22 protein-coding genes are annotated in these 22,509 nt (G+C 66.4%); 12 read left to right on the top strand and 10 right to left on the bottom strand.

Annotated features, from left to right (window positions below; all coding sequences use genetic code 11):
• Nucleotides 1-91 precede the first annotated feature (91 nt).
• Nucleotides 92-637 carry a cytochrome b gene (locus LXM55_RS23760; RefSeq protein WP_233322608.1) on the top strand — a complete coding sequence of 182 codons (546 nt, stop codon included), beginning with the start codon at nt 92-94 and terminating at the stop codon, nt 635-637.
• 13 nt (nt 638-650) lie between these two features.
• On the opposite strand, the gene LXM55_RS23765 is transcribed toward LXM55_RS23760, so the two are convergent.
• From LXM55_RS23765 to LXM55_RS23785, 5 genes are all read right to left on the bottom strand, one after another.
• Nucleotides 651-1,757, bottom strand: a complete 1,107-nt coding sequence (locus LXM55_RS23765) for a DNA alkylation repair protein (RefSeq protein ID WP_233322609.1) — start codon at nt 1,755-1,757, stop codon at nt 651-653.
• Nucleotides 1,758-1,926: 169 nt separating this feature from the next.
• A complete protein-coding gene (locus LXM55_RS23770) occupies nt 1,927-3,750 on the bottom strand; it encodes a monovalent cation:proton antiporter-2 (CPA2) family protein (protein WP_233322610.1) in 1,824 nt (607 codons plus the stop codon).
• 145 nt (nt 3,751-3,895) lie between these two features.
• Nucleotides 3,896-4,429: a hypothetical protein gene (locus LXM55_RS23775; protein WP_233322611.1), complete on the bottom strand. Its 534-nt coding sequence runs from the start codon at nt 4,427-4,429 to the stop codon at nt 3,896-3,898.
• Nucleotides 4,430-4,438: 9 nt separating this feature from the next.
• Nucleotides 4,439-5,449, bottom strand: coding sequence for a M48 family metallopeptidase (locus tag LXM55_RS23780; protein WP_233322612.1), 1,011 nt, complete (start codon nt 5,447-5,449; stop codon nt 4,439-4,441).
• A gap of 27 nt (nt 5,450-5,476) precedes the next feature.
• Entirely contained in the window at nt 5,477-6,076 is a 600-nt protein-coding gene (locus LXM55_RS23785; RefSeq protein ID WP_233322613.1) for a LemA family protein, read from the bottom strand.
• Between the two features lie 170 nt (nt 6,077-6,246).
• On the opposite strand from LXM55_RS23785, the gene LXM55_RS23790 reads away from it, so the two are divergent.
• The 4 genes from LXM55_RS23790 to LXM55_RS23805 all read left to right on the top strand — a co-directional run bounded on the left by LXM55_RS23790 (nt 6,247) and on the right by LXM55_RS23805 (nt 7,995).
• Nucleotides 6,247-6,696 (top strand): DUF4265 domain-containing protein, encoded by a 450-nt coding sequence (locus tag LXM55_RS23790; RefSeq protein WP_233322614.1) that lies wholly within the window; start codon nt 6,247-6,249, stop codon nt 6,694-6,696.
• Nucleotides 6,697-6,718: 22 nt separating this feature from the next.
• A complete protein-coding gene (locus tag LXM55_RS23795) occupies nt 6,719-7,126 on the top strand; it encodes an Imm10 family immunity protein (RefSeq protein WP_233322615.1) in 408 nt (135 codons plus the stop codon).
• A 76-nt stretch (nt 7,127-7,202) separates the two neighbouring features.
• Nucleotides 7,203-7,541, top strand: coding sequence for an FKBP-type peptidyl-prolyl cis-trans isomerase (locus LXM55_RS23800; RefSeq protein WP_233322616.1), 339 nt, complete (start codon nt 7,203-7,205; stop codon nt 7,539-7,541).
• Nucleotides 7,531-7,995, top strand: coding sequence for an NUDIX hydrolase (locus tag LXM55_RS23805; protein ID WP_233322617.1), 465 nt, complete (start codon nt 7,531-7,533; stop codon nt 7,993-7,995). The genes LXM55_RS23800 and LXM55_RS23805 overlap by 11 nt, the downstream gene beginning before the upstream one ends.
• 16 nt (nt 7,996-8,011) lie before the next feature.
• Here LXM55_RS23805 and LXM55_RS23810 read toward each other — a convergent pair whose 3' ends face one another.
• A complete protein-coding gene (locus tag LXM55_RS23810) occupies nt 8,012-9,034 on the bottom strand; it encodes a sensor domain-containing diguanylate cyclase (protein ID WP_233322618.1) in 1,023 nt (340 codons plus the stop codon).
• Between the two features lie 213 nt (nt 9,035-9,247).
• Between LXM55_RS23810 and LXM55_RS23815 the strand changes: the two genes are divergently transcribed.
• Both LXM55_RS23815 and dmeF read left to right on the top strand, forming a co-directional pair.
• Nucleotides 9,248-9,523, top strand: coding sequence for a metal/formaldehyde-sensitive transcriptional repressor (locus tag LXM55_RS23815; RefSeq protein WP_233322619.1), 276 nt, complete (start codon nt 9,248-9,250; stop codon nt 9,521-9,523).
• Between the two features lie 9 nt (nt 9,524-9,532).
• Entirely contained in the window at nt 9,533-10,501 is a 969-nt protein-coding gene (gene dmeF, locus LXM55_RS23820) for a CDF family Co(II)/Ni(II) efflux transporter DmeF (RefSeq protein ID WP_233322620.1), read from the top strand.
• Nucleotides 10,502-10,519: 18 nt separating this feature from the next.
• Here dmeF and LXM55_RS23825 read toward each other — a convergent pair whose 3' ends face one another.
• The gene (locus LXM55_RS23825) at nt 10,520-11,158 is read right to left on the bottom strand and encodes a LysE family translocator (protein ID WP_233322795.1); all 639 of its coding nucleotides are present in this window, start codon (nt 11,156-11,158) and stop codon (nt 10,520-10,522) included.
• A gap of 119 nt (nt 11,159-11,277) precedes the next feature.
• Here LXM55_RS23825 and LXM55_RS23830 point away from each other — a divergent pair, with 119 nt between their 5' ends.
• On the top strand, nt 11,278-12,243 hold the full coding sequence (locus LXM55_RS23830; RefSeq protein WP_233322796.1) for a LysR substrate-binding domain-containing protein: 966 nt from the start codon (nt 11,278-11,280) through the stop codon (nt 12,241-12,243).
• On the opposite strand, the gene LXM55_RS23835 is transcribed toward LXM55_RS23830, so the two are convergent.
• Entirely contained in the window at nt 12,225-12,719 is a 495-nt protein-coding gene (locus tag LXM55_RS23835; RefSeq protein ID WP_233322621.1) for a DUF1543 domain-containing protein, read from the bottom strand. The genes LXM55_RS23830 and LXM55_RS23835 overlap by 19 nt on opposite strands.
• 149 nt (nt 12,720-12,868) lie before the next feature.
• Nucleotides 12,869-14,011 carry a cytochrome P450 gene (locus LXM55_RS23840; RefSeq protein WP_233322622.1) on the bottom strand — a complete coding sequence of 381 codons (1,143 nt, stop codon included), beginning with the start codon at nt 14,009-14,011 and terminating at the stop codon, nt 12,869-12,871.
• Between the two features lie 81 nt (nt 14,012-14,092).
• On the opposite strand from LXM55_RS23840, the gene LXM55_RS23845 reads away from it, so the two are divergent.
• Nucleotides 14,093-14,851 carry an ArsR/SmtB family transcription factor gene (locus LXM55_RS23845; protein WP_233322623.1) on the top strand — a complete coding sequence of 253 codons (759 nt, stop codon included), beginning with the start codon at nt 14,093-14,095 and terminating at the stop codon, nt 14,849-14,851.
• Nucleotides 14,852-14,887: 36 nt separating this feature from the next.
• Here LXM55_RS23845 and LXM55_RS23850 read toward each other — a convergent pair whose 3' ends face one another.
• Nucleotides 14,888-18,490 carry a transporter substrate-binding domain-containing protein gene (locus LXM55_RS23850; RefSeq protein WP_233322624.1) on the bottom strand — a complete coding sequence of 1,201 codons (3,603 nt, stop codon included), beginning with the start codon at nt 18,488-18,490 and terminating at the stop codon, nt 14,888-14,890.
• Between the two features lie 339 nt (nt 18,491-18,829).
• Between LXM55_RS23850 and LXM55_RS23855 the strand changes: the two genes are divergently transcribed.
• The 3 genes from LXM55_RS23855 (at nt 18,830) to LXM55_RS23865 (ending at nt 22,507) form a co-directional block, all read left to right on the top strand.
• The gene (locus LXM55_RS23855; RefSeq protein ID WP_233322625.1) at nt 18,830-20,023 is read left to right on the top strand and encodes an EAL domain-containing response regulator; all 1,194 of its coding nucleotides are present in this window, start codon (nt 18,830-18,832) and stop codon (nt 20,021-20,023) included.
• Nucleotides 20,024-20,105: 82 nt separating this feature from the next.
• Nucleotides 20,106-20,606 (top strand): AAA family ATPase, encoded by a 501-nt coding sequence (locus LXM55_RS23860; RefSeq protein WP_233322626.1) that lies wholly within the window; start codon nt 20,106-20,108, stop codon nt 20,604-20,606.
• A 491-nt stretch (nt 20,607-21,097) separates the two neighbouring features.
• Nucleotides 21,098-22,507 (top strand): circularly permuted type 2 ATP-grasp protein, encoded by a 1,410-nt coding sequence (locus LXM55_RS23865; RefSeq protein ID WP_233322627.1) that lies wholly within the window; start codon nt 21,098-21,100, stop codon nt 22,505-22,507.
• Nucleotides 22,508-22,509: the final 2 nt, after the last annotated feature.

Genomic DNA, 22,509 nt, shown 5'->3' on the forward strand with positions numbered 1-22,509 from the left:
AAGGTGACGCTCCCGGGCAGCGAAGGGCGTTGCGCGGGGCCTGCGACGACCTGAATGACTCGGGCGTCCCGAACCACTGTGAGGACTGTGTATGACTGCTGAATCCACACCACTGCGTTACGCGCGACTGTCGATCCTGATGCACTGGTTGATGCTGGCGCTGTTTGTCGGCGTCTATGCCTGCATCGAACTCAAGGGCCTGATGCCTCGGGGCAGCACGGCCCGGGGCCTGTTTCTCGGACTGCACAGCCTGTTCGGGATCAGCATCTTCGCCCTGGTGTGGATTCGCCTGCTGGCGCGCCTGCAGCCACGGCCGGCGATCTCCCCGGCGCCGGCGGCCTGGCAGACCGGGCTGTCACACCTGATGCACCTGATTTTGTATGGGCTGATGATCGCCACGCCGCTGCTGGCCTGGCTGATGCTCTCGGCGGCGGGCAAGCCGGTGCCTTACTTCGAGTTCTTCCTGCCGGCCGCGCCGGTGCCGGTGGACCCGGACCAGGCGCGTTTCTTCAAGCACTGGCACGAGCAACTGGGCAACGCCGGCTACTGGCTGATCGGCCTGCACGCCGCGGCCGGGCTGTTCCACCACTACTGGGTAGGCGACAACACCCTCAAGCGCATGCTGCCGGGCCGCTAGCCGGCGGGCGCCCTCAGGGGATCAGCAGATCGAAATGCCCACTGGCCAGGCGCTCGCCATTGACCAGCAGGTGCACGCCGTGGCGCCCCGGGTAGTGGCGGCGGGTAGTCAGCTCGCGGATCTGCTGGCTGCGGCCCAGGTCCACCTGGGCCAGGCCTTGCAGGGTGAAGGTCTTGAGCTTGAACACCTTGCTCGCCGTGGCGCCGGAGGCCTTGACGTAGTCGATGGCGTAATCCACCACCAGGCGCTGTTCGCGCGAGCAGGTGGAGACCAGGGTCAGCGACAGGTTGAGGCTGTCGCCCAGGCGCAGTTGCCCGGGAGCCACCTGGAAACGGCTGACGTCGACTTCCGCCCGGGCCCCGGCGCCGATCAGCGCCAGGGCCTGGCGGTCGCCCTGCTTGATCAGGCTGCGCAGCGCGTGGCGAGCGATCCAGGCACTGTGGGGCTGTTCCAGCGGCCAGCCTTGCAGGCGTTGCAGCACCCACTGCGGGTGATCCTTGGTGATGTCGTTGAGGTGGTTGGCCACCGACTTGCGCACGTACAGGCTGGGGTCATTGCGCAGGCGTTCGAGGATCGGCGCCGCCAGCTGTGGGTCGGCCTGCAACTGTTCCAGGCGAAACGACCAGGGCAGGCGCGGGCGGCTGCCTTCGCTGGCCAGGCGGCGCACGTGTTCATCCGGGTCGTCGGCCCATTGCTCCAGCAGGGCCAGGCTGCGGGTGCAATCCTGGCGCAGGAAATGCCGCACGGCGAATTCCGAGGAGCCGAAGCCGGTGAAATACTTCAACGCCGCCATCGAGCGCTCGAAGTCATGCAGGCCGTAGCTGGCCACGTAGTGCGGCAGGAAGATGCACACGAAGCGATTGTTCAGGCGCGGCGCCAGGGCCTCAAGCAACGCCAGGCTGCTGGGGTAGTCCAGCTCCAGCACCTGGTGCAGGCTCTCGCTGACCCGCGCCAGACGCTGCATCAACGACCGCTCGGCGAGGTTGTGGCCGGCCTGTTGCAGGAAGCGTTGACGGTCGAAGGCCGGGTACACCGCGAGCATGGCGTCGGCGATGTGCTCCAGGCGTTGCCGGTTGAAGATTTCCTTGAGGGCCGGGGCGTTCTCTGGGGTCGAGCTCATGGTGCGTATCCATTCAAAGGCGAGGCGGCGCTCACTGTACACAACCGCTCCTGACAGAAGCTGTCGGTAGTCGTTGAAACGCGCCGCGTCCCTCGGCTTATTCCCCGGCGCCCTCAAGGCCGCCTTCGCCGGCCAGCCGGCTCCCACGAGGTGGCGCGGGGTGGACGGTTCAGCGCATCGGCGGCAGCGGGCTTTCGAGCTGTTCTTCCTGCTCGTCGGCCTCGAACAGCCGGGCCAGTTCGCCCCGGGCTTCCTGGGCGCTTTGCAGCACTTTGGCCGCGTCGTCGTAGACCGCGTGCTGGGCCGCCAGCAACTGTTCGTCGTGCTGGGTGAAACGCTGGATCCGCGAGTCGGCCTGGGCCTGGCTGAGCCCCAGGCCGACCAGGGTCCGGCGGCTCATTTCCAGGCTGGAGTAATAGGTTTCCCGCACCGCCTGGGCGCCCAGGTCCACCAGCCGGTGCACGTGCTGGCGGTTGCGCGCGCGGGCGATGATCTTCAGGTGCGGGTAGAGCCGGTGCACCTGTTCGGCGGTCTTGATGTTGGTCTCCGGGTCGTCGGTGGCGATGACGAAGTACTCCGCCTCGCCAACCTTGGCCGCGCTGAGGATCTCCGGGCGCAACGGGTCGCCGTAGAACACCGGCATGCCGCCGAAGCTGCGGATCAGCTCGATGGTTTCCACCGAGGTGTCCAGGGCCACGAAGGGGATCTTCTGCGCCCGCAGGATCCGCGCCACGATCTGCCCCATGCGGCCCATGCCGGCGATCACCACCCGCGGTTTGTCGGAGTCGATCTGGCGGTACTCGGCGGGCATTTCCACGGCTTTGGCCTTGGGTTTCAACCAGCGCGTGCAGGCCAGCAACAGCAGCGGCGTGAGGGCCATGGACAGAGTGATGGTCAGCACCAGCAGGTCGTACAGACGCGGCTCGAACAGGCCCTGGTCGCGGCCGATCTTGAACACCACGAAGGCGAATTCACCGCCCGCCGCCAGCACCACGCCAAGGCGCACCGCGCTCTCGCGCCCGAGGCCGCCGGCCAGGCGCCCGACCACGAACAACAGCGGCAGCTTGAGGGCGATCAGCAGCAGGGTCAGGCCCAGCACCGCGATGGGCGCGCTGAGCAGCAGGCCGATATTGGCGCCCATGCCGACGCTGATGAAGAACAGCCCCAGCAGCAGGCCCTTGAAAGGCTCGATCTGCGCTTCCAGCTCGTGGCGGTATTCGGAGTCGGCCAGCAGCAAGCCGGCGAGGAAGGCGCCGAGGGCCATGGACACGCCCACCAGGTCCATCAGCCAGGCGGTGCCGATCACCACCAGCAGCGCGGTGGCGGTGGACACTTCCGGCAAGCGGGTCTTGGCCACGATGCGAAACACCGGGCGCAGCAGGTAGCGCCCGCCGACCACCACCACGGCAATGCTGCCCAGCACCTGCAGGCCATGGCGCAGGTCCTCGGCGCTGCTGGTGTGGTGATCGCCGCCGGCCAGCACCGGGACCATGGCGATCAGTGGAATGGCGGCGATGTCCTGGAACAGCAGGATGGCGAAGGCCATGCGCCCGTGGGGGCTGTTCAGCTCCTTGCGTTCGGCCAGGCTCTGCAGGCCCAGGGCGGTGGACGACAGGGCCAGCCCCAGGCCCAGCACGATGGCGCTGTTCAACGATTGGCCGAACAGAAACAGCGCCACCACGCCGATCACTGTGCCGGTCAGCAGCACCTGGGCCAGGCCGACGCCGAACACCGCCTTGCGCATCACCCACAGGCGCTTGGGCGACAGCTCCAGGCCGATGATGAACAGCAACAGCACCACCCCCAGCTCGGAGATGTGACTGACGCTTTGCGGGTTGCCCACCAGGCCCAGCACTGACGGGCCGATCAGCACCCCGGCCAGCAGGTAGCCGAGCACGGCCCCCAGTTGCAGGCGCTTGGCCAGGGGCACGATGAGCACCGCGGCGCAGAGGAACACGACGGCGGCTTGTAGCAGGTTGCCTTCATGGGGCATCGGGGGGACTCCAGGTCGAACGGGGCGGGCAGGGTCGTTGCTCCAGCGATGATAAAACCCGGTCGGTGACGATTTCAGTCATCGGAGGGCACGATGGCAACGGTTGCCGCTTAAAGGCTAAAAGGGGTGTTGCTTGAGACTCGGATCAGCGTACGCAAGACACGTCCTGCCAGTGGCTGACGATGTCGTCCTTATCGGGTGGCAGGCGGTTGAGCAGGGCAACGGCTTCGTCCCCACGGTTGTAATAGACCAGGAAGTCACCACTGTCGAAGCAGATCCGAAAGCCGCTGAGCGTGGTGGCTCCCAGTGTTGGCCAAGTGTCGATCAGCCCCTGTAGGCGAACGATGGTTGCGTCGCGCAGATGGCTGGCGTCCAGGTTGAGCAGCAGGTCGCGGGCTTGCCATTCGCAGCGCGCGTCGGGAGCCAGGTCAAACCCTGAAGGTACAGGCATGGCGCATCGATCGGCGCCCACGCTTTCACCATCGCTGAGCAGGAACATGCCCACCTGGCTGCCGTCCTCGCAGTCCCACTGCAGGTTGCCGCAGTCATCGGTGTCTGCCTGCCCGTTGTAGAAATACTGCAGGTGCGTCAGTGCCCGCAGGCGTTTGCCCAGCGGGCTGGCGACAGCCTGGAGCACCTCGGGGCGGGTCGGCCGGAGTGAGGGCTGGTGTTCGGGCATGGGGCGCTCCTACAACGGGGGAAGTTGCCCATCCCACTGCGGATCCAGGCGCTGGATGCGCGCGGCCAGCGGCGGGTGGGTGGCGAACAGGCGCTCCAGGCGCAGTTTCACCCCCTGGTGGAAATACAGGTGGCTGTACTGGGCGGCGGCGAAGGCGCGCAGGCGTGAACCGGCGCTGCTGCCGCCGATTTTTTTCAGGGCGCCGGCAATGCCCTGGGGGTTGCGGGTGAACTGCACCGCCGAGGCGTCGGCGAGAAACTCGCGCTGGCGGCAGATGGCGGCCTTGATCAGGTTGCCCAGCAGGCTGCCCAGGGAGCCGAAGATCAGCAGGGCCAGGCCCAGCACGGCAAACACGATCTGCCAGAAGAAGCGGTGGCGGTCGCTGCCCAGGTGCTGCTTTTCGGCCTGGCGCAGCACCGCGATGCCGGCCAGGCTGAACACCAGCAGGCCGTGGATCACCGCCAGCAAGCGGGTGTTGAGGCGCATGTCGCCGTTGTGAATGTGGCTGAACTCGTGGGCGACCATGCCCTGCAGCTCGTCGCGGTCCAGATGGACGAGGGCGCCACGGGTGATGCCCAGCACCGCCTGCTCCGGGGTCAGCCCGGCGGCGAAGGCATTGATCGCGTCTTCCGGCAGCACATACACCGCCGGCATCGTCGCACCCGAGGCCAGGGCCATTTCCTCGACGATGTTCAGCAGGCGCTGTTCCTCGCTGCCCCGCGGCGAGTCATTGATCAGGCGCCCGCCCAGGTGCTCGGCGATCACCTTGCCGCCGGCCCGCAGGCGCCAGGTCTTGTACCAACTGCCCAGCACCACCACCAGCAGCATGAGCAGCGCCACGACCGCGACGACGGTCCAGTTCAGCACCTTGGGCTGGCCGTACTCCTGGCTCAGCTCGCGCCATAACAGGCCCAGCCCCAGGCTGCTGAGGCTGACCAGGGTGGCCACCGCCAGGGTCATCAACAGCAGCAGTTTGAGGGTGTGGCGCCGGGCACGGGCCTGGTGTTGAAAGAACTTCATGCAAGCTTCCGGGGGCAGGCGGCGCGGTTACTGGAACGACACTTTGCTGGCGTCCTGGATCTGCGCGCTGTCGGCGAATTGCAGCAGCGCGGCGTCGGCCCGGTGGCCGAACAGCCCGGCGAAAAACAGCGCCGGCACTTGCTGCTTGCACAGGTTGTAGTCGGTCACGGCGTCGTTGAAGGCCTGGCGCGCGTAGGCGACCTTGTTTTCGGTGCTGGTCAGTTCTTCGCTGAGCTGCGCCATGTTCTGCGAGGCCTTGAGCTCCGGGTAGGACTCCAGGCTCAGGTGCAGGCGGTCGAGGACCTGATCCAGGGCGCTCTGGTCCTGGCCCAGGCGGGCAATGCGCGTGCTGTCGCCGGGTTGCGCGGCGGCCGCTTGCAGGCTGTCCCGGGCACTGTTGCGCGCCTCGGCCAGGGCGGTCAGGGTCTGGCGCTCGTGCTGCAGGTAGCCCTTGACGGTTTCCAGCAGGTTGGGGATCAGGTCGTAGCGGCGCTTGAGTTGCACTTCGATCTGGGCGAAGGCATTGCGCAGGCGATTGCGCCGGGTCGTCAGGCGGTTGTAGAGGCTGACCAGATACAGCGCCAGCAAGGCGAGCAGCACCAGGGTGACGATATCGGCGGTGGCCATGGGATGTCCTTATCGGGGTGGGGCGTGGGGGCGGCCATGGTAACGGAAACGTCCCGGGCCGTGACAGCGCTTTGCTCACGTACCCATCAGGGATTGCCACGGGCCGGCAATTCTGCGAAAAAGCGCGCGGCGTGCGCCGGCCTCAAGGTCGAGCGGGGGCCTTTCATTCAATGAACCAGGGACAGGTGATGGACAAGATCATGCTCAGGTTGACGGTGGTCGACGACTATCCACCGGTTGCCAGCGAAGGGGTCTGGGCTGAGCTGCAGCCGGACGGTCTGTACCGTATCGCCAATTTTCCTTTCTATTCCCAGGACGTCTGTTATGACGACGAGGTTGCCGTCCAGGTCGAGGCCGATGGCCTGAAATGGTTCAGGCAGGTGGGGCGCAGCAGTGGCAACAGCACCCTGCGCGTGGTGTTCTTCAAGGCCGGCCGGGAGCGGATTGCGGAGGTGCTGGAGCGGATCGACGCCCTGGGTTGCCGCTGGGAGGGCATGAGCCAGGCCTTCTTCGCGGTCAATGTACCGGCCTCGGTGTCGTTGGACAGCGTGCTGGAGTACCTGCAGGCGTGCTTTGACCAGGATTGGCTGGATTATGAAAGCGGGCTGTTGCGTCAGTGACCGCGCAAAGGAGCAAGGGCCGATGAACTTGAAATTTCATGCCAACACCTACAGTGCCTATACCGAGGACGACGTGCAGATCCTGGGTTTTGCCGACGATGGGCAGCAGCCCGAGCACTACTTGCTGTTGCAGCGTGCCGAATGCTTCGACGAGCAGGATCGGCAACTGGGCATGGACACCTATTACGTGGAGCTGGGCGGGCAGGGTGTGGCCGGCTATGGCGGCATCGAGCAGCTGCAATTGGCCCCGGGGCGCTTGACCCTGCACTTCTCCAGCACCCTGGACTGGTGCCGGGGCGTGCCAGGCCTGGACATCAGCTGGGACGCCGGGCTGGCCAGCGTCGAGGAGGTCCGGGCGGCGCTCGGCGAAATGCTGCTCGGCACCGACACGCGCATTCAGCTTCAGCCCGGGCCGGGCGCGCCGCAGTGATTGCCAAGCCGCGGCAATTCTGCGAAAAAGCGCGCCGCAGTCCCGCGTCGGGGCCATCGTTGAACGGGAGTGAAGCATGAGCGACTCATTGCAGGTGATCGATATCCAGCCGGGGGACGGCAAGGCGGTGGTCAAGGGCGCCCTGATCACCACCCAGTACCGGGGCTTTCTGGAAGACGGCAGCAGCTTCGATTCCTCCTACGATCGCGGCAAGCCGTTCCAGTGCGTGATCGGCACTGGGCGGGTGATCAAGGGGTGGGATCAGGGCCTGATGGGCATGCAGGTGGGCGGCAAGCGCAAGTTGCTGGTGCCGGCGCACCTGGGTTACGGCGAGCGCAGCATGGGCGCGATCCCGCCCAACTCGAACCTGATCTTCGAGATCGAGTTGCTGGAAGTGCTGACCCGTGACGACTGAGGGGCCGGCGCAAACGTCAGCCGCACCCTCGACGCCGGCCAACAAGGCTTGCCCGGTGCTGCTGCGCCGCACCAGTGAGCTTGAAGTCTTGGCCTTTCACCACCCGCTGGCTGGCCTGCAACTGGTCAAGGGCACGCTGGAGGCGGGTGAGTCGACGGCCGCTGGGGCGGTCCGCGAACTGGCGGAAGAGGCGGGCGTCCTGGCCGAGGAAAGCCGCTTTCTCGGCCTCTGGCACTCGGGGTTTGCCGGCCAGGTGTGGGCGTTCCATGAGTGCCGGGCGCAAGCGCCGCTGCCCGAGAGCTGGAGCCACTTCACCGCGGATGACGGCGGCCATCACTTCGAGTTTTTCTGGCACCCCCTGGCCAGCCCTCCGTCGGCCCAATGGCACCCGCTGTTCCAGGCGGCCCTGAGCTTTTTGCGCGAGCGCCTGCTCGGCGCGGGCGGTGACGCCTAGGCCGGGCGGGTGGGTTTCACTGCCCCAGGCGGTACTGGTTGTTGCCGCTGCGCTTGGCTTCGTACATCGCCAGGTCGGCGATGTGCAGCAACTGGTCCATGCGTCCGGCATGGTCGGGAAACACCGCCACGCCCAGGCTGCTGCCGATGCTGTGGCGCTGGCTGTCCACCTCCACCGGCGGCGATAGCTGGCTGAAGATCTTCTCGCCGATGCGCCGGGCTTCTTCCGTCAGGTCGAGCCCCGGGGACAGGCCCTCCAGAACCATCACGAATTCGTCGCCGCCGATCCGCGCCACGGTGTCGCTGCTGCGCAGGATGCCTTGCAGGCGCTGGGCCGTGGCGCTCAGCACCCGGTCCCCGGCGGCGTGGCCGTACTGGTCGTTGATGGCCTTGAAACCGTTAAGGTCGACGAACACCAGGGCCACCCGGGTCTGATTGTGCCGCGCCTGTTCCAGGGCCCGGGACAGGCGCTGTTCGAGCATCAGGCGGTTGGGCAGGCCGGTCAGCGGGTCGAAGTGCGCCAACTGCTGCAACTGGCGGGTGGAGACCTTTTCATCGGTGATGTCGCGCACCACGCCGAGCATCTTGATGGTGGTGTCGTGCACGTTCTTCACCACGTTACCGGTCTCGCGCAGCCAGTGGATGCTGCCGTCGGGCCACACCACGCGGTATTCCTCGTCATGGTTCTCGCCGGTTTCCAGGCAGCGCAATTCGCCGGCGCGCACCCGATCCCGGTCCTCGGGGTGCACGCAGGAGCAGAACAGCTCGTAGGAGGGCACCACTTCGCCGACCTTGAAGCCGAACATGCCGTAGATCGCTTCCGACCAGTACAGGCGCTGGGTGTCGACTTCCCAGTCCCAGGTGCCGATGCGCGCGAAGTACTGGCTGCGCTTGAACCGCTCGGCATCGTCGGGCACGCCCTCGGCGAGTCTTCGATAGGCCTGCAATTGGGCCTGGGCCCGGCGTTCACGGCGCAAAAGCCACAGCGCCAGCACGGTCAGCAGGAGGGTCACGCACAGCAGGGACCAGACAGCAATCATGAGATTCTGGACAACATGGAGAGGTGGATCCTGAGGGAGAGATAGCACTTGGCTATGTTAATCCACTGCGCGAGCGCTACCGCAGCTTTTTTACCGAGTCGGGCATCACCTGGGGGCCGAGGGTCGGCCCCGTGGCGTCGGTTTCTTTGCCGACTTGCATTGTGCCGGGCGGCGGAGCAAGATGCGCGTCTCATAGGTATAGGGGGTATGGGTATGTCGCACACGCACGCACAAAAGGACGAACTGCTCAAGCGCGTCCGGCGCATTCTTGGTCAGGTCCAGGCCGTTGAACGCGCACTGGAAAGCGGCGCCGAGTGTGGCAAGACCCTGCACCTGGTGGCCGCCACTCGGGGCGCCATCAGCGGTCTGATGGGCGAGATCATCGAAGCCCATGCCCTGGAGCACGTGGCCAACCCCGAGCTCAGCGATGCCGAGCGGGCCCAGGGCGTGGACGAGCTGCTGGCCGCCATCCGCCGTTATTCCAAGTAGGAGCGCGCCATGAATCTGTCTCAGCAAGCGGCACACCTGGCCCACGATCATCAGTTTCTCGGGGCCGATCACGATGACAACGCCCGGCGCACGCTGTGGGTGGTGCTGTTGACCGTGGTGATGATGGTGGGGGAGATCGTCGCCGGCTACCTCACCGGTTCCATGGCCTTGCTGGCGGACGGGCTGCACATGGCCACCCACGCCGGGGCCCTGGGCATCGCCGCGGCGGCTTACGGTTTTGCCCGGCGCAATGCCGGCAACCGGCGCTTCAGTTTCGGCACTGGCAAGGTCGGCGACCTGGCGGGGTTTGCCTCGGCGATCATTCTCGGCCTGGTGGCGCTGGGCATTGCCGGCGAATCCCTGGTGCGGTTGTTCCAGCCGACCCGCGTGGCCTTTGCCGAGGCCACGCTGATCGCGGTGGTGGGGCTGCTGGTGAACATCCTCAGCGCCTGGCTGCTGGGGGGCGGTCACGGGCATCACCACCACGATCATGGCCACGGCCATCATCATGCTCACGAGCATCACGAGCATCACGAGCATCACGAGCATCTCCGGGCCCAGGGCGACAACAACCTGCGTTCGGCCTATGTGCATGTGCTGGCCGATGCCTTGACCTCGGTGCTGGCGATTGCCGCGTTGCTGGCCGGGCGCTACCTGGGTTGGGTCTGGCTCGATCCGGTGATGGGCCTGGTCGGCGCATTGGTGATTGCCCGCTGGTCCTATGCCTTGATCAAGTCCAGCGCCGCGGTGCTGCTCGATGCCAGCGATGAGCAGGTGGCCGGGCAGATCCGCGCCTCGGTGGAAGGGCCGGGGGATGCCAGCATCGTCGACCTGCATGTCTGGCAAGTGGGCCCCGGAGCCCGGGCGGCGATTGTCAGCGTGGTGGCCCAGGCTTCCCTCAGTGCCGAGGTCGTGCGTGCGCGCCTGGCTGCGCTGCCGGGGCTGTCGCACCTGACCCTGGAACTGCGCAGCGTCTGAGGCCCGGCGCCGGGCGCCTCAGGCGGCGCCCGAGCGGTACAGCTCCAACAGCGAATAGACCAGCCCCAGCAGGGCCACCGTCAGCAGCACCAGGCTCGACAGCAGCGTCACCAGGCGTTTGTACTTCAGCGAAAAGCCCTGGCGCGCCACCAGGATATAGGCCCCCAGCACCAGCAGATCGATCAGCACCCAGACCAGGGTCAAGAGCAGCGCACTGTGCTCGAAGCGGCGGCTGACCTGGATGAACTGCGGGAAGAACGAGACAAAGAAGATGATGTCCTTGGGGTTGCCGATGCCCACCAGGAAGCCGTTGGCCAGGCCTTTGCCGCCGCTGCCGGGTGGTTTTTCGGCAGCCGGCACGGCGCCCTGGGCGCTTGCTTGCGCCAGCCCTTGCAGCGCCAGCCAGGCAATGAAGACGCAACCGAGCACACTGATCCAGTGGATCAGCCGCGGGTCCAGCGCCAGACCCCCGGAGAGCATCAGCACCGCCAGCAGGGCCAGCAGCAACGAGGCTGCATTGGTGCCCAGGGCGGTCAGCCATGCCTGGCGCGGGCCGGCGTTCATGCTGGTGCTGACGATCAGTGCCACCACCGGCCCCGGGGTCGCCACGAGCATCAGCACGCTCAAGGCATAGGCCAGCAACAACGACATATTCACATCCACCGGATAACTCCTCGATCATGGGCAAAGGCCTTAGCCTGAGGGCTTTGTCGGGCGTTGAAAAACGCAAAAAGCTGTGACCTACTATGATTTTTAATCATGATGAGGCGTTGCCGATGGTCGAATCCCTGCCGCCGCTCTATGCCTTGCGAGCCTTCGAAGTGGCGGCCCGTTCCAGCTCCTTCACCCGCGCCGCGCAAGAGCTGTCTCTGACCCAGAGCGCCATCAGCCGGCATATCCGCACCCTGGAAAGTCAGTTCGGCTGCCGCCTGTTCGAGCGGCACGGGCCGCGGCTGGTGCTCACCGACGTCGGGCAGCGCCTGGCTCGGGAGCTCAAGGCCGGCTTTCGGATCATCGAGGACGCGTGCCTGCCACTGCGTGGCGGCAGCGGTCAGTTGCGTCTGAAGGCGCCGTCGACCCTGACCATGCGCTGGTTGCTGCGGGCCCTGGAGCGTCTCAAGCAACAGCAGCCGGAACTGGCGGTGCAACTGGCCAGCGTGTGGATGGATTTCGACCACGTGGATTTGCATGCCGAGCCCTACGACTGCGCGATTCTGTTGGGCGACGGGCACTTCGGTACCGGGGTCGAGGCCTGCAAGCTGTTCGATGAGTGGCTGATCCCCATTGGCCCGCCGGAAGCTGAGCAGGTACAGCCCTGGACCCTGGAACGGCTCAAGGGCGCGGCATTGATCCACCCTTCGGCAGACCGTCGTGACTGGCGCCGCTGGTTGCAGGCCCAGGGCCTGCAGGAGCAGGTGCGGCTGGACCGTGGCACTGTCTTCGACACCCTGGACCAGGCGATTTCCGCGGCCATGCGTGGTCACGGCCTGTCCATCGCCGACCTGCACCTGGTGGCCGAGGATATTCGCCAGGGCCAGGTCAGCCTGCCGTTTCCCACGGCGCTGGCCTCGGGCGACGGTTACTACCTGGTGTGGCTGCGGGGCAGCCCGCGTCAGCCGCAGATCGACGGCTTGCGCGCCTTTCTGCTGGAGCAGGTGGTGCGCATCGATGACCTCGGGCTGGGGTTTATGGGCCCAGGCGCCGCAAAGCCGGCGGCTATAGGTCAGGAAAGGATGAGGTAGTCGTTGTGCTGCACGATGCCCTCATGGGGGCCCGGAACCAGGTGCACATAACGGCCGTCCGCGAGGTCGATCGGCAGGCAGTCGTCGACATCCAGCAGGGCATCGGTGTGGGACTTGTGCCAGTGGGCAAGCATCTGCTGCTTGCCTTTGGCCTTGGCTTCGGCCGGGTTCCGGGCCACCACCAGCAGGTAGCGGTGGGCTTCGCCGAAGGTCGTGGTTTCATAGCCGCCCAGGTTGATGAAGTACAGGCGCGGCGCATCCGCCGCCGGGGCCAGGGGGCTGAGTTCGAGCCGGTAGCCCTCGACCCCGTCGACCTTCATCCATGAGTCGATGTGCAGCCCCGCGGGGCTGCCGAACCAGCCCTGGCGCAGGGCCGGGTAGGCCGCTTCAAGGCTGTCGGCCACCACGAACTGCACATCGTGGACTTCGATTTTCGCCCTGGGGTGCTTGCCCCCGAGCATCACCACAAACAGCATGGGCCTTCCTTTTTCGGCAATGGGGTGCGCTGCGTGCGTCACCATGGGCGCACGTTTTACCCCAAGTACGGCGCCGGGCCAAGGTCGCTCGCTGCAGCGTCAGTGTGCCTGGCGGCTGTCTTCGCGCAGCACCTCGAAGATCACCGCGATCAGGCCGTCACTGGCGGGCGGTCGCTGAACAGTGGAATCCGCCCGTTGAGCGAAGCCTGGTAGTGCCAGTCCAGCGCCAGCCGCGGCAGTTCCGGCGAGTGCAGCAGGGTTCGCAGCAGGCTCTCGACAATCCGCAGCGCCAGGTCGCGCCCGGGGCAGCGATGGGCTCCCGCGCCAAAGCTGAAGCCCTGCCGCGCCGGGTCGCTGCCGGTGACCGCGGCCAGGGCCGGGTCGTGGTTGGCCGCCGCCAGCAGCACCAGGATCGTGTCGCCGGCTTGCAGTTCCACGCCCAGCAGGGTGCAGGGCTCGGCAACGAAACGCCGGGTGTTCTGCACCGGCGGGTCGAGGCGCTGCCGGGCCAGCAGCCAGCCGCTGAGCCGGTGCGGTTCCTGGCGCAGGTGCTGGCACAGCGCCGGGTCGCCGAGCAAGGCGATCAGGCTGTTGCCGATCAGCCCCGCGCAGGCGTCATGGGTTTGCGCCAGCAGGCCCAGCAGATTGGCCCGCAGGTCGGCGGAGTCGAGGTCGCCGCGCCGCTCGAGGATGTCGCGCAGCAGTGGGCTGTGTTCGCGGGCATCGACCAGCGCCTGCATCTGTTGATCCAGCTCCACGGCCGCTAGATCGGCCGCCTGTAGGTGCGATTGATCGCTCAAGGGCGAGAAGCAGGCGACGAAGGCCCGGGTATGCCGGGCGAGTGTTTCACGCTGCTCGGCGGGCACCCCGAGCAGGCCGGCCACCAGCGCCACCGGCAGCTGAAACTGCCAGCGATGCAGGTCGGCGGCCCGGGTCGGTGCGTTCAGGGGCGGGCGCCAGTGCTGGAGTTCAGGGCCCAGGTCGACCTCGGCCAGGGCATGCAGGCCGGGCTCGATGGCGGCGCGCGGGCAACGCTGGCGCGGGCCGTCGTTCATGCGCATCAGGCGGCCGAACACCTGTGCTGCCGCCCCGTCGGCCAGGGCCTTGGGCACCTGCTCGTGCGTCGGCCGCACGCGGCAGGCGGGGTGTTCGAGCACCGCGGCCACCGCCGCCGCGCTGCTGGCCAGCCACAGCCCGAGGGCGGAGTCGTAGGTCAGGCCGCCGCGGGCGCGGAGCCGGGCGTAATAGAAGTCGTATGGGGAGAAATGGGTAGCCGCTCTGATCGCGTCCATGATTTATCTCTTTATTCGGCAGATGTGCAGGTTGCTACTATCCTCATCCTTTCGAAGACACGATTCGTCATGGAGCGAAATATGAATGTTGTACAAAACGATCGGGGGGTATCCAACGTCGCGGCGGCCATCGCCGAGCCGGCCCGCACCCGCATGCTCTGTGCCTTGATGGACGGCCATGCGCGCACCAGCACCGAGCTGGCGGCCATCGCCGAAGTCAGCACCTCTACCGCCAGCGCGCATTTGGCCAAGCTCAAGGATGCCGGCCTGCTACGTTTGCAGGTTCAGGGCCGACACCGCTACTACTGCCTCGGCGACCCGTTGGTGGCCCAGGCGCTGGAGGCGCTGATGGTGATCGGCCAGGGCTCGACCCGCAGCTTCAGCCCGCGCACCCCGGATCGCCTGCAGTTTGCCCGCACCTGCTACGACCACCTGGCGGGCACCCTCGGGGTGCAGCTGCATGACCGCATGTTCGAGGCCGGCTGGCTGCTGCCGGCCGAGGGGGACGACCAGGAGTATCGGGTCAGTGACAGTGGCGTGGAGTTTTTCCGCGGGCTGGGCATCGAGGTCGCCGAACTCAAGGCCTTGCGCCGGCGCTTTGCCTGCCCGTGCCTGGATTGGAGCATGCGCCGCCCGCATTTGAGCGGCGCCCTCGGGGCGGCCCTGTTGCAGGCCCTGCTGCAGCGCAAGTGGCTGACCCAGGACCCGGACAGCCGCGCCCTGACCCTGACCGCCACGGGCGGGCGCTACCTCAGCAAGCGTTTCAGCATGGCCCTGATCCAGCCGGCCCGGCCGCTGTCGTCCTCGGCGGTCATTGAGTTGCAACGCCTCGGGGGCTGAGCCCGCGAGGTCCTGTCCCAGGGCCAGCAGCTCGTCTCATTCAGGCTGCATGGCATCCAGCAAGTCGCGATTGAGCCCCAGCATGGCTTGCTCCAAGCGAGCCAGGGCGGCCTTGATCTCGGCGGTGGCGGCGCCCAGCAGGCAGGCCTGCTCCAGGTATTCGCATTCCTGGATCAACGCCTGGGCCTTGATGATTCGCGCCGCGCCGCGAATCCGGTGGGCCAGGTCGGCCACCCCCTGGTTGGTCTCGCTGGCCAGCAGTTCGCGGATGTGTATCAGGTCTTGCTGGTTGCTCTGGTGCAAGCCGCGCAACACCCGCTGGATGACCTTGGGGTCGCCACCGGTGAGGTGGTCGAGCTGCTGGATGTCGTAGCGTCCGCTGGGCTCGGGTGACTGCACGCGGGGCAGGGCGGCCAGTTGGCGCAGGCGCAGGTCGAGGTCGGGCAGGGCGATGGGCTTGAACAGGCAACCGTTCATGCCAGCGTCGCGGCAGCGCTGTTCTTCTTCGGGCTGGGCGTTGGCGGTGAAGCCGAGGATGTGCACCGGCGCGCGCTGCTGTTCACGTTCGGCCGCGCGAATGTGCTGGGCCAGTTGATAGCCGCTCATGACCGGCATGTTGCAGTCGGTGATCACCAGATCGAAGGATTCCTGCTGCCAGATCTTGAACGCCTCGGCGCCATTGCTCGCCTGGCTCAACGAATAGTCCAGGTACTTCAACTGCTCGCAAAGCAGCTGCCGGTTGGCCTGGCTGTCATCCACCACGAGGATGTGCAGCGGCTGCCGGGCGGCGACCGCCGCCGGCGCCGACGGGGTCACGGGCAGCGCCGCCGGCAGCGCGGGCAGGCGGCTCAGGCGCAGTTGCACCCGCACCTCGGTGCCGTGCCCGGGCTGGCTGTGCAGGGTCAGGGTGCCGCCCATCATTTCGCACAGGGTGCGACAGATCACCAACCCCAGGCCGGTGCCGGAACGGGCGTCCTGATGCTGCCCGAGCACCTGGCTGAAAGGCTTGAACAGCTGCTGCAGGTCGTCGGCGGCGATGCCGATGCCGCTGTCCTTGACCGTCAGCAGCAAGGCCAGGTACTCCGGCTCGCTGGGCCCGGTCGCCAGGCGCACCTGCACCCCGCCTTGCTGGGTGAACTTGATGGCGTTGCTGATCAGGTTGGAGAGGATCTGCTTGAAACGCAGCGGATCCACCAGCACGTCGTCACTGGCGTTGCTGTCCAGGTCCAGCTCCAGGCGCAGGCCCTTTTGCCGGGCCAGGCCGTCGAAGACCCGGAACACCGGCTCCACCAGCTCCCGCAGGTTGGCCCGCTCCGGGCTCAGGCTCAGGTGGCCGCTCTCGACCCGGGCGATGTCGAGAATATCGCCGATCAGTTCCAGCAGGTTTTGCGCCGAACTGTAGGCCACCTCGATCGATGGCCGGTCGAACTGGCCCTGATCGGCGCGCTTGAGCGCCAGTTCGAGCATGCCCAGCACCGCGCTCATGGGCGTGCGGATCTCATGGCTCATGGTGGCCAGGAAGGTGGTCTTGGCCCGGTTGGCCTTGTCTGCCTCATCCTTGGCCTGGGTCAGTTCTTGCAGCAGTTGCTGGCGCTCGCTGATGTCCAGCCAGCCGCCGATGATGCCCTGGATTTCGCCCTGGGCATTTCGATAGGGCAGCATCCAGTGGTAGATCCGCATCTCTTGGCCGCGGATGTGCACCGTGCGGTCAATCAGCAAGGGCGGGCCGCCGTCGAAGATGCTCTGGAAATCCTTGGCGAATTGCGCCGCTTCGGGCACCGACAGTTGTTCGAGATCGGTCCCCAGCATGCTCTGGCGATCGGCGCCCATGGTCTTCAGGTAGCTGTCGTTGCAGATCACCAGGCGCCGTTTCAGGTCACGCACGTAGATCGGGTTGGGCGTGCCGTTGATCAGCGCGTCCATGAAGCGCAGTTGATCGTTGAGGGCGTGTTCGGCCTGTTCGCGCTGGCTGACCTGACGGCGCATGGCGTACCCCCAGGCCAGGGAGATCAGCAGCAGGAGTATCGAGCCGGCGCCCGCCAGGTAGAGGGTGGTGCGGTAGTCGCGCCAGGACGGCGGGGCCACGGCGGCCTTGGAGCGCCAGCGATTGTTGAGCTCGGTGATGGCGTCGGGCGAGATGCTTCGCAGGGACTTGTCGATGATGCTGAACAGTTCCAGCTGGTCGCGGCGCACGGCGAAGGATTCGTTGAGCAACGGCAGGTTGAGGGTGGACCTGACCTTGAGCTGGTCCTCCCGGATGCGCGGCAGGTTGAAGCTGACGGCGATTTCCGCCTGCACGGCGGCGTCGGCCTGGTGGTCGCGCAGCAGCGACAGGGCTTCGAAGTTGGTCTGTACCTCCTTGATGCGGATCTGCGGATAGCGCTGGCGCAGCTGCGTCACCAGGGCATGCCCGCTGCCGATCAGCAGGGTCTTGCCGGCCATGTCTTCGAGGCTGTGCGGCGCGTCGTCGGCGTCGCGGGTGATCAGCATGTAGGGGCCGACCAGGTAGGGCCGGGTGAATTGCAGGTAGGTTTCGCGTTCCGGGGTGCGCACCCGATCGGCAACCATCTGCACCTGGCCGGCGCGCACGGCCTCGTTGAGGTCCTTGAAGCTGGGCAGTGCGGTGATCTCGAAGCTCAGCCCGGTCTTGGCCTCCAGCATGGCCAGCAGGTCGGCGGTAATGCCCAGGTAATTGCCGTCGGCGTCGAAGTAGGACATCGGCGGCAGGTAGCGGTGAATGCCGATGCGCACCACCGGGTTCTTTTCGATCCAGCGCTGTTCCTCGGCCGTCAGGCTGGTTTTCTCCATGCTCAGCAGCAGGCGGTCGCCCCAGCGATTGCGGATGCTGATGTCCTGCTCCTTGTGGATCGCTTGCAGCGCGTTGTCGAGCAGGCGCTGCAACCGTCGGTTGTCAGGCTCCACGGCAAAGCTGAAGCCGGAGGTGCTGGCCGGGCCGCTGTAGATGATCCGCAGGTAGTCGCTGTAGTTGCGCGAGATCAGGAACTGCGCCTGGACCGCATCGGCGAGTAGCACGTCGGCATCGCCGAAGGCGACCGCGGCCATGGCCGCGTCGGCGCTGGTGTAGCTGTCGATCCGGGCCTTGGGGTACATGGCCTGGGCCACGGGCAGGCTGATGGTGTCCAGGGAGATGGCCAGGCGGCGTGCCTGCAAGCCGTTTTTCAGCGACGGTGAATCGCCCTGGCGAGTGACCAGTGTCGGGCGATTGACCAGATAGCGCTGGCTGCGCAGTAGCTGACGTTGCTCGGCCTCGCCCTGCGTGACGCTGCCCATGAAGTCGATCTCGCCCTTGGCCAGGGCATTGAATACCTGCTCGCGAGTGTCGTAGGCGCGGACGCTGATCTTCACGCCCAGGGCGTCCGCCAGCAGGCCGACATAGTCGGCGGTGATGCCTTCGTATTCCTTGGCTTCGTTGACCATTTCCAGCGGTGGCAGGTTTTGCTGCGAGGTGCCCAGGACCAGTTCGCGCTTGTTGCGCAGCCATTGCCAATCGTCGCCGCTCAATGGCAATTCATGGTGATGGGGGGATTCATAGTTGAGCAGTTGCAAGGGTTGCGCGGTGTCGGCCAAGGCCGGTAGGCCTATCAGCCACATCAGCATAGGCAGGATAAAACGAGGCATCGGGGCTCCTGATCGAGTAACGGCACAAGGATGAGTCGAGGAGCAAAGTGGCAGGCTGCGTGCCCCGCCACACAAGGGCTTACCGCCAAGGCTGGAAGTCAATATAGATCAAGGGTGAGCGCAAAACCGGCTTATTTTCCTGGGATGCCGGGGCTTGGGCAAGTGCGCTGAGGCGGGCGGACCGAAGGTATCGGCGGCGCCTTGACCGGCTTGCGGTTAGCGATACGCTTGTGTCTATCCGCACTTTCCCAAGGCTCCGCTCGGCGACTGCCCTCGATGGAGTCGGCGGGCCCATGATCGGGATCACCTCGGCAGTCGCCGCCCACGCTGGAGCCGCGCTTGAACACCCTGAAGATACTGGTTCTGGAAGACCATCCGGTGCAGCAGTTGCTGGCCCTGGAGCAATTGCAGCGCCTGGGCGTCGTCGCCCCGCTGGCGGCCTCCGACGGCGCCAGTGCCCTGAGCCTGCTGCGCGAGCACGGCGCGGCGGACATCGTGCTCTGTGACCTGCACATGCCCGGCATGGACGGCCTGGAGTTCCTGCGCCGGGCCAGCGAGGAAGGCCTGGCGCGGGCGGTGATCCTCTACAGCCTGATCGAGTCCGATCTGCGCCGCGCGGTGCTGCAGATGATCAGCCTGCACGGCCTGATCGTCCTCGGCGACGTGGGCAAGCCGGCGTCACTGACGGCCTTGCAGGCAATGCTCGAACGCTATCAGCAGCGCCATCAGCAAGGGCCCGCGCCGGCGGCGCCCCGGCACGTCGAGCGGGTGAGCCGCGCCGAGTTGCTGCAGGGGGTCGAGCAGGGCCAGTTCGTGTCTTATTACCAGCCCAAGTTCGACCTGCAGCAGGCCACCTGCAGTGGCGCCGAGGTGCTGGTGCGCTGGCACCATCCACAGCGCGGCATTTTGGCCCCGGCGGCGTTTCTCGATGAGCTGGAAGCCGAAGGCCTGCTGGACCAGGTGTTCCGTCAACAGATGGACCAGAGCATGGCCCTGCAGCGCCGCCTGCTGGACCAGGGCGAGGCGCTGGAACTGGCGTTCAACCTGCTGCCCCGGCAATTGGCGAGCAGCGACATCGTCGGGCATATCCGGCGCGCCATCGACCGGCATCAGGTGCCGCCGCGGCTGCTGACCTTCGAAATCACCGAGGTTGGCCTGGTGCAGGCCCCGGCCATCAGCCTGGAGAATCTGGTGCGCCTGCGCATGATGGAGTGCAACCTGGCGATCGACGATTTCGGCGCGGGCTATTCCTCCTTGCAGCGCCTGTGCGAATTGCCTTTCAACCAGATCAAGCTGGACGCCCATTTTGTTCGCGAACTGGTGCGCCAGCCGCGTTGCCGGGCGGTGGTCGGTGCCTCCCTGGCCCTGGCGCAGAGCCTGCAGATGAAGCTGGTGGTGGAGGGCGTGGAGACCCAACTGGAGCGCCAGATACTGGTGGAGATGGGGTGTGTCCTGGCCCAGGGCTACTGGTATGCCCGGCCGATGCCCGAGTCGCAGTGGCTGGCGTGGCCGCGGGGTTCGGCCGTGTCTTGACCCGCCGGCTCCAGGCGCGGGGCTGGACGCGTGCGGCAAGAGTGGTGAAGCTGTGCGTCCTTCAACGTGGTCGAGGCCTTGCATGCTCATTGTTTTCAGCGGATTGCCCGGGACCGGCAAGACCACCATCGCCCGTGCCCTGGCGCCGCGCCTGGGGGCGACCTACTTGCGCATCGACAGCATCGAACAAGGCTTGCGCAACGCCGGCCTGGCGGATGTCGGCAAGGCCGGCTACCAGATTGCCCTGCAACTGGCCGAGGCCAACCTGGCCCTGGGCAACCGGGTGCTGGCCGATTGCGTCAACCCGGTGCAGGAAAGCCGCGAGGCCTGGCAGGCCCTCGCGGCCGGGCTGGGGGTGGGGCTGCTGGAGATCGAGGTGGTCTGTAGCGACCCGCAAGAGCATCGACGCCGGGTCGAGACCCGGCACGTGGACGTGCCCGGCCTGCGCCCGCCGACCTGGCAATCGGTGCTCGAACACGACTACCAGCCCTGGGCGACAGCGCCGCTGCGCCTGGATACCGCGCAGTTGTCGCCGGAGCAGGCGCTGCAACGGATTCTGGCGCGCTGGCCAGGCACGGCCTGAAGCGCTCGGGGCGGCATGCGGCTGGCCGCTGAACCGCGATGGTGCGCCCAAGGCCGTGGTTCATGGCTTCTCTGCGGTGCAGGGGCCGCGTGGGCAGCCCCATTGCAGGAAAACTCCCGATAACGGGGCAAGGCATGCGGCAACGCGGCTTTGTGCACCGATTCCGGTCGTGGAGCGCCAGCCACGGCGATGCCGTGGCCACTGGTGCTTGCTCGAACCGCGCCTTGTCGCGGTGTTATGTGTCTCTTTATTGAATCTATTTGTCGCTATTTGCCCATTTCTGGCCGGCGCCGATGAGGCGATGGCGCGGTGTGCATTTGCGGCATAGCGATTGCTATCACTGTTTCAAGGAGCGGCAGGGGCCGCTGCGTTGCAGGTACTCAGGAGGTGCTCTGCCACACCGGGGCCGCTGGCTCCTCAGGTTCAAAGCCGGGTCACGCACACACAGGGTTCAGATAAAAAGCCGTTCACGTCACGGCAAGGAGTTGGCTATGCCCCGCGCTTTTTTTGATGAAATGTATGCTGCCGATGGTGTCTGCCGAGCGCATTACCAGGGGTTCGCCCGCTGGCTGGCGGACACCCCGCTGGAACTACTGGACCAGCGTCGGCGCGAAGCCGACCTGCTGTTCCACCGAGCCGGCATCACCTTCACCCTGTACGGCGACGAGCAGGGCACCGAGCGGCTGATTCCCTTCGACATCATTCCGCGCAGCATCAAGGCCAGCGAATGGCGCACCGTGGAACGCGGCTGCATCCAGCGAGTACAGGCGCTGAACCTGTTCCTGGCCGATATCTATCACGGCCAGCGGATTCTCAAGGAAGGCATCATCCCCGCCGAACAGGTGCTGGCCAACGAGGGCTACCAGGTGGCCATGCAGGGCCTGGACCTGCACCGCGGCCTCTACGCGCATATCGCCGGGGTCGACCTGGTGCGCGATGGCGACGGCAGTTACTACGTGCTGGAAGACAACCTGCGCACCCCCAGCGGCGTCAGCTACATGCTCGAAGACCGCAAGATGATGATGCGCCTGTTCCCCGAGCTGTTCGCCGCGCAGCGCATCGCGCCCATCGACCATTACCCGAACCTGTTGCTCGACACCCTGAAAAGCGCCAGCCCCCTGGACCATCCCACGGTGGTGGTGCTGACCCCGGGGCGTTTCAACAGTGCCTATTTCGAGCATGCGTTCCTGGCCCGGGAGATGGGCGTGGAGCTGGTGGAAGGCGCCGACCTGTTCGTCCGTGACGACCGGGTGTACATGCGCACCACCGCCGGCGCCCAGGCGGTGGACGTGATCTACCGGCGCCTGGATGACGCCTACCTCGACCCGCTGTCGTTCAACCCCGATTCCATGCTCGGGGTGCCGGGGCTGATCGCCGCCTACCGCTGCGGCAACGTGGTGCTGGCCAACGCCGTGGGCACCGGGGTGGCCGACGACAAGTCGATCTACCCCTATGTGGACGAGATGATCCGCTTCTACCTGAGCGAAGAGCCGATCCTCAAGAACGTGCCTACCTGGCAGTGCCGCAAGCCCGCCGAGCTGTCCCATGTGCTGGCCAACCTGCCGGACCTGGTGGTCAAGGAGACCCAGGGCTCCGGCGGCTACGGCATGCTGGTGGGGCCGGCCGCCACGGCGGCGGAAATCGAGGACTTCCGCGCCCGGATCAAGGCCCGCCCGGAGGCCTATATCGCCCAGCCGACGCTGTCGCTGTCCACCTGCCCGACCTTTGTCGAAAGCGGCATCGCGCCGCGCCATATCGACCTGCGGCCGTTCGTGCTCTCGGGCCGGGAAACCCGCCTGGTGCCCGGCGGCCTGACCCGGGTCGCGTTGCGCGAAGGCTCGCTGGTGGTCAACTCGTCCCAGGGCGGCGGTACCAAAGACACATGGGTGGTGGAGGACTGAAC

This window comes from Pseudomonas sp. Au-Pse12 (genome assembly GCF_021341665.1).
Classification (GTDB): domain Bacteria; phylum Pseudomonadota; class Gammaproteobacteria; order Pseudomonadales; family Pseudomonadaceae; genus Aquipseudomonas.

Coding starts and splice junctions, on each gene's coding strand:
- LXM55_RS23760 (WP_233322608.1), top strand. CDS start 92: ATGACTGCTGAATCCACACCACTGCGTTACGCGCGACTGTCGATCCTG.
- LXM55_RS23765 (WP_233322609.1), bottom strand. CDS start 1,757: ATGAGCTCGACCCCAGAGAACGCCCCGGCCCTCAAGGAAATCTTCAAC.
- LXM55_RS23770 (WP_233322610.1), bottom strand. CDS start 3,750: ATGCCCCATGAAGGCAACCTGCTACAAGCCGCCGTCGTGTTCCTCTGC.
- LXM55_RS23775 (WP_233322611.1), bottom strand. CDS start 4,429: ATGCCCGAACACCAGCCCTCACTCCGGCCGACCCGCCCCGAGGTGCTC.
- LXM55_RS23780 (WP_233322612.1), bottom strand. CDS start 5,449: ATGAAGTTCTTTCAACACCAGGCCCGTGCCCGGCGCCACACCCTCAAA.
- LXM55_RS23785 (WP_233322613.1), bottom strand. CDS start 6,076: ATGGCCACCGCCGATATCGTCACCCTGGTGCTGCTCGCCTTGCTGGCG.
- LXM55_RS23790 (WP_233322614.1), top strand. CDS start 6,247: ATGAACCAGGGACAGGTGATGGACAAGATCATGCTCAGGTTGACGGTG.
- LXM55_RS23795 (WP_233322615.1), top strand. CDS start 6,719: ATGAACTTGAAATTTCATGCCAACACCTACAGTGCCTATACCGAGGAC.
- LXM55_RS23800 (WP_233322616.1), top strand. CDS start 7,203: ATGAGCGACTCATTGCAGGTGATCGATATCCAGCCGGGGGACGGCAAG.
- LXM55_RS23810 (WP_233322618.1), bottom strand. CDS start 9,034: ATGATTGCTGTCTGGTCCCTGCTGTGCGTGACCCTCCTGCTGACCGTG.
- LXM55_RS23815 (WP_233322619.1), top strand. CDS start 9,248: ATGTCGCACACGCACGCACAAAAGGACGAACTGCTCAAGCGCGTCCGG.
- dmeF (WP_233322620.1), top strand. CDS start 9,533: ATGAATCTGTCTCAGCAAGCGGCACACCTGGCCCACGATCATCAGTTT.
- LXM55_RS23830 (WP_233322796.1), top strand. CDS start 11,278: ATGGTCGAATCCCTGCCGCCGCTCTATGCCTTGCGAGCCTTCGAAGTG.
- LXM55_RS23835 (WP_233322621.1), bottom strand. CDS start 12,719: ATGCTGTTTGTGGTGATGCTCGGGGGCAAGCACCCCAGGGCGAAAATC.
- LXM55_RS23840 (WP_233322622.1), bottom strand. CDS start 14,011: ATGGACGCGATCAGAGCGGCTACCCATTTCTCCCCATACGACTTCTAT.
- LXM55_RS23845 (WP_233322623.1), top strand. CDS start 14,093: ATGAATGTTGTACAAAACGATCGGGGGGTATCCAACGTCGCGGCGGCC.
- LXM55_RS23850 (WP_233322624.1), bottom strand. CDS start 18,490: ATGCCTCGTTTTATCCTGCCTATGCTGATGTGGCTGATAGGCCTACCG.
- LXM55_RS23860 (WP_233322626.1), top strand. CDS start 20,106: ATGCTCATTGTTTTCAGCGGATTGCCCGGGACCGGCAAGACCACCATC.
- LXM55_RS23865 (WP_233322627.1), top strand. CDS start 21,098: ATGCCCCGCGCTTTTTTTGATGAAATGTATGCTGCCGATGGTGTCTGC.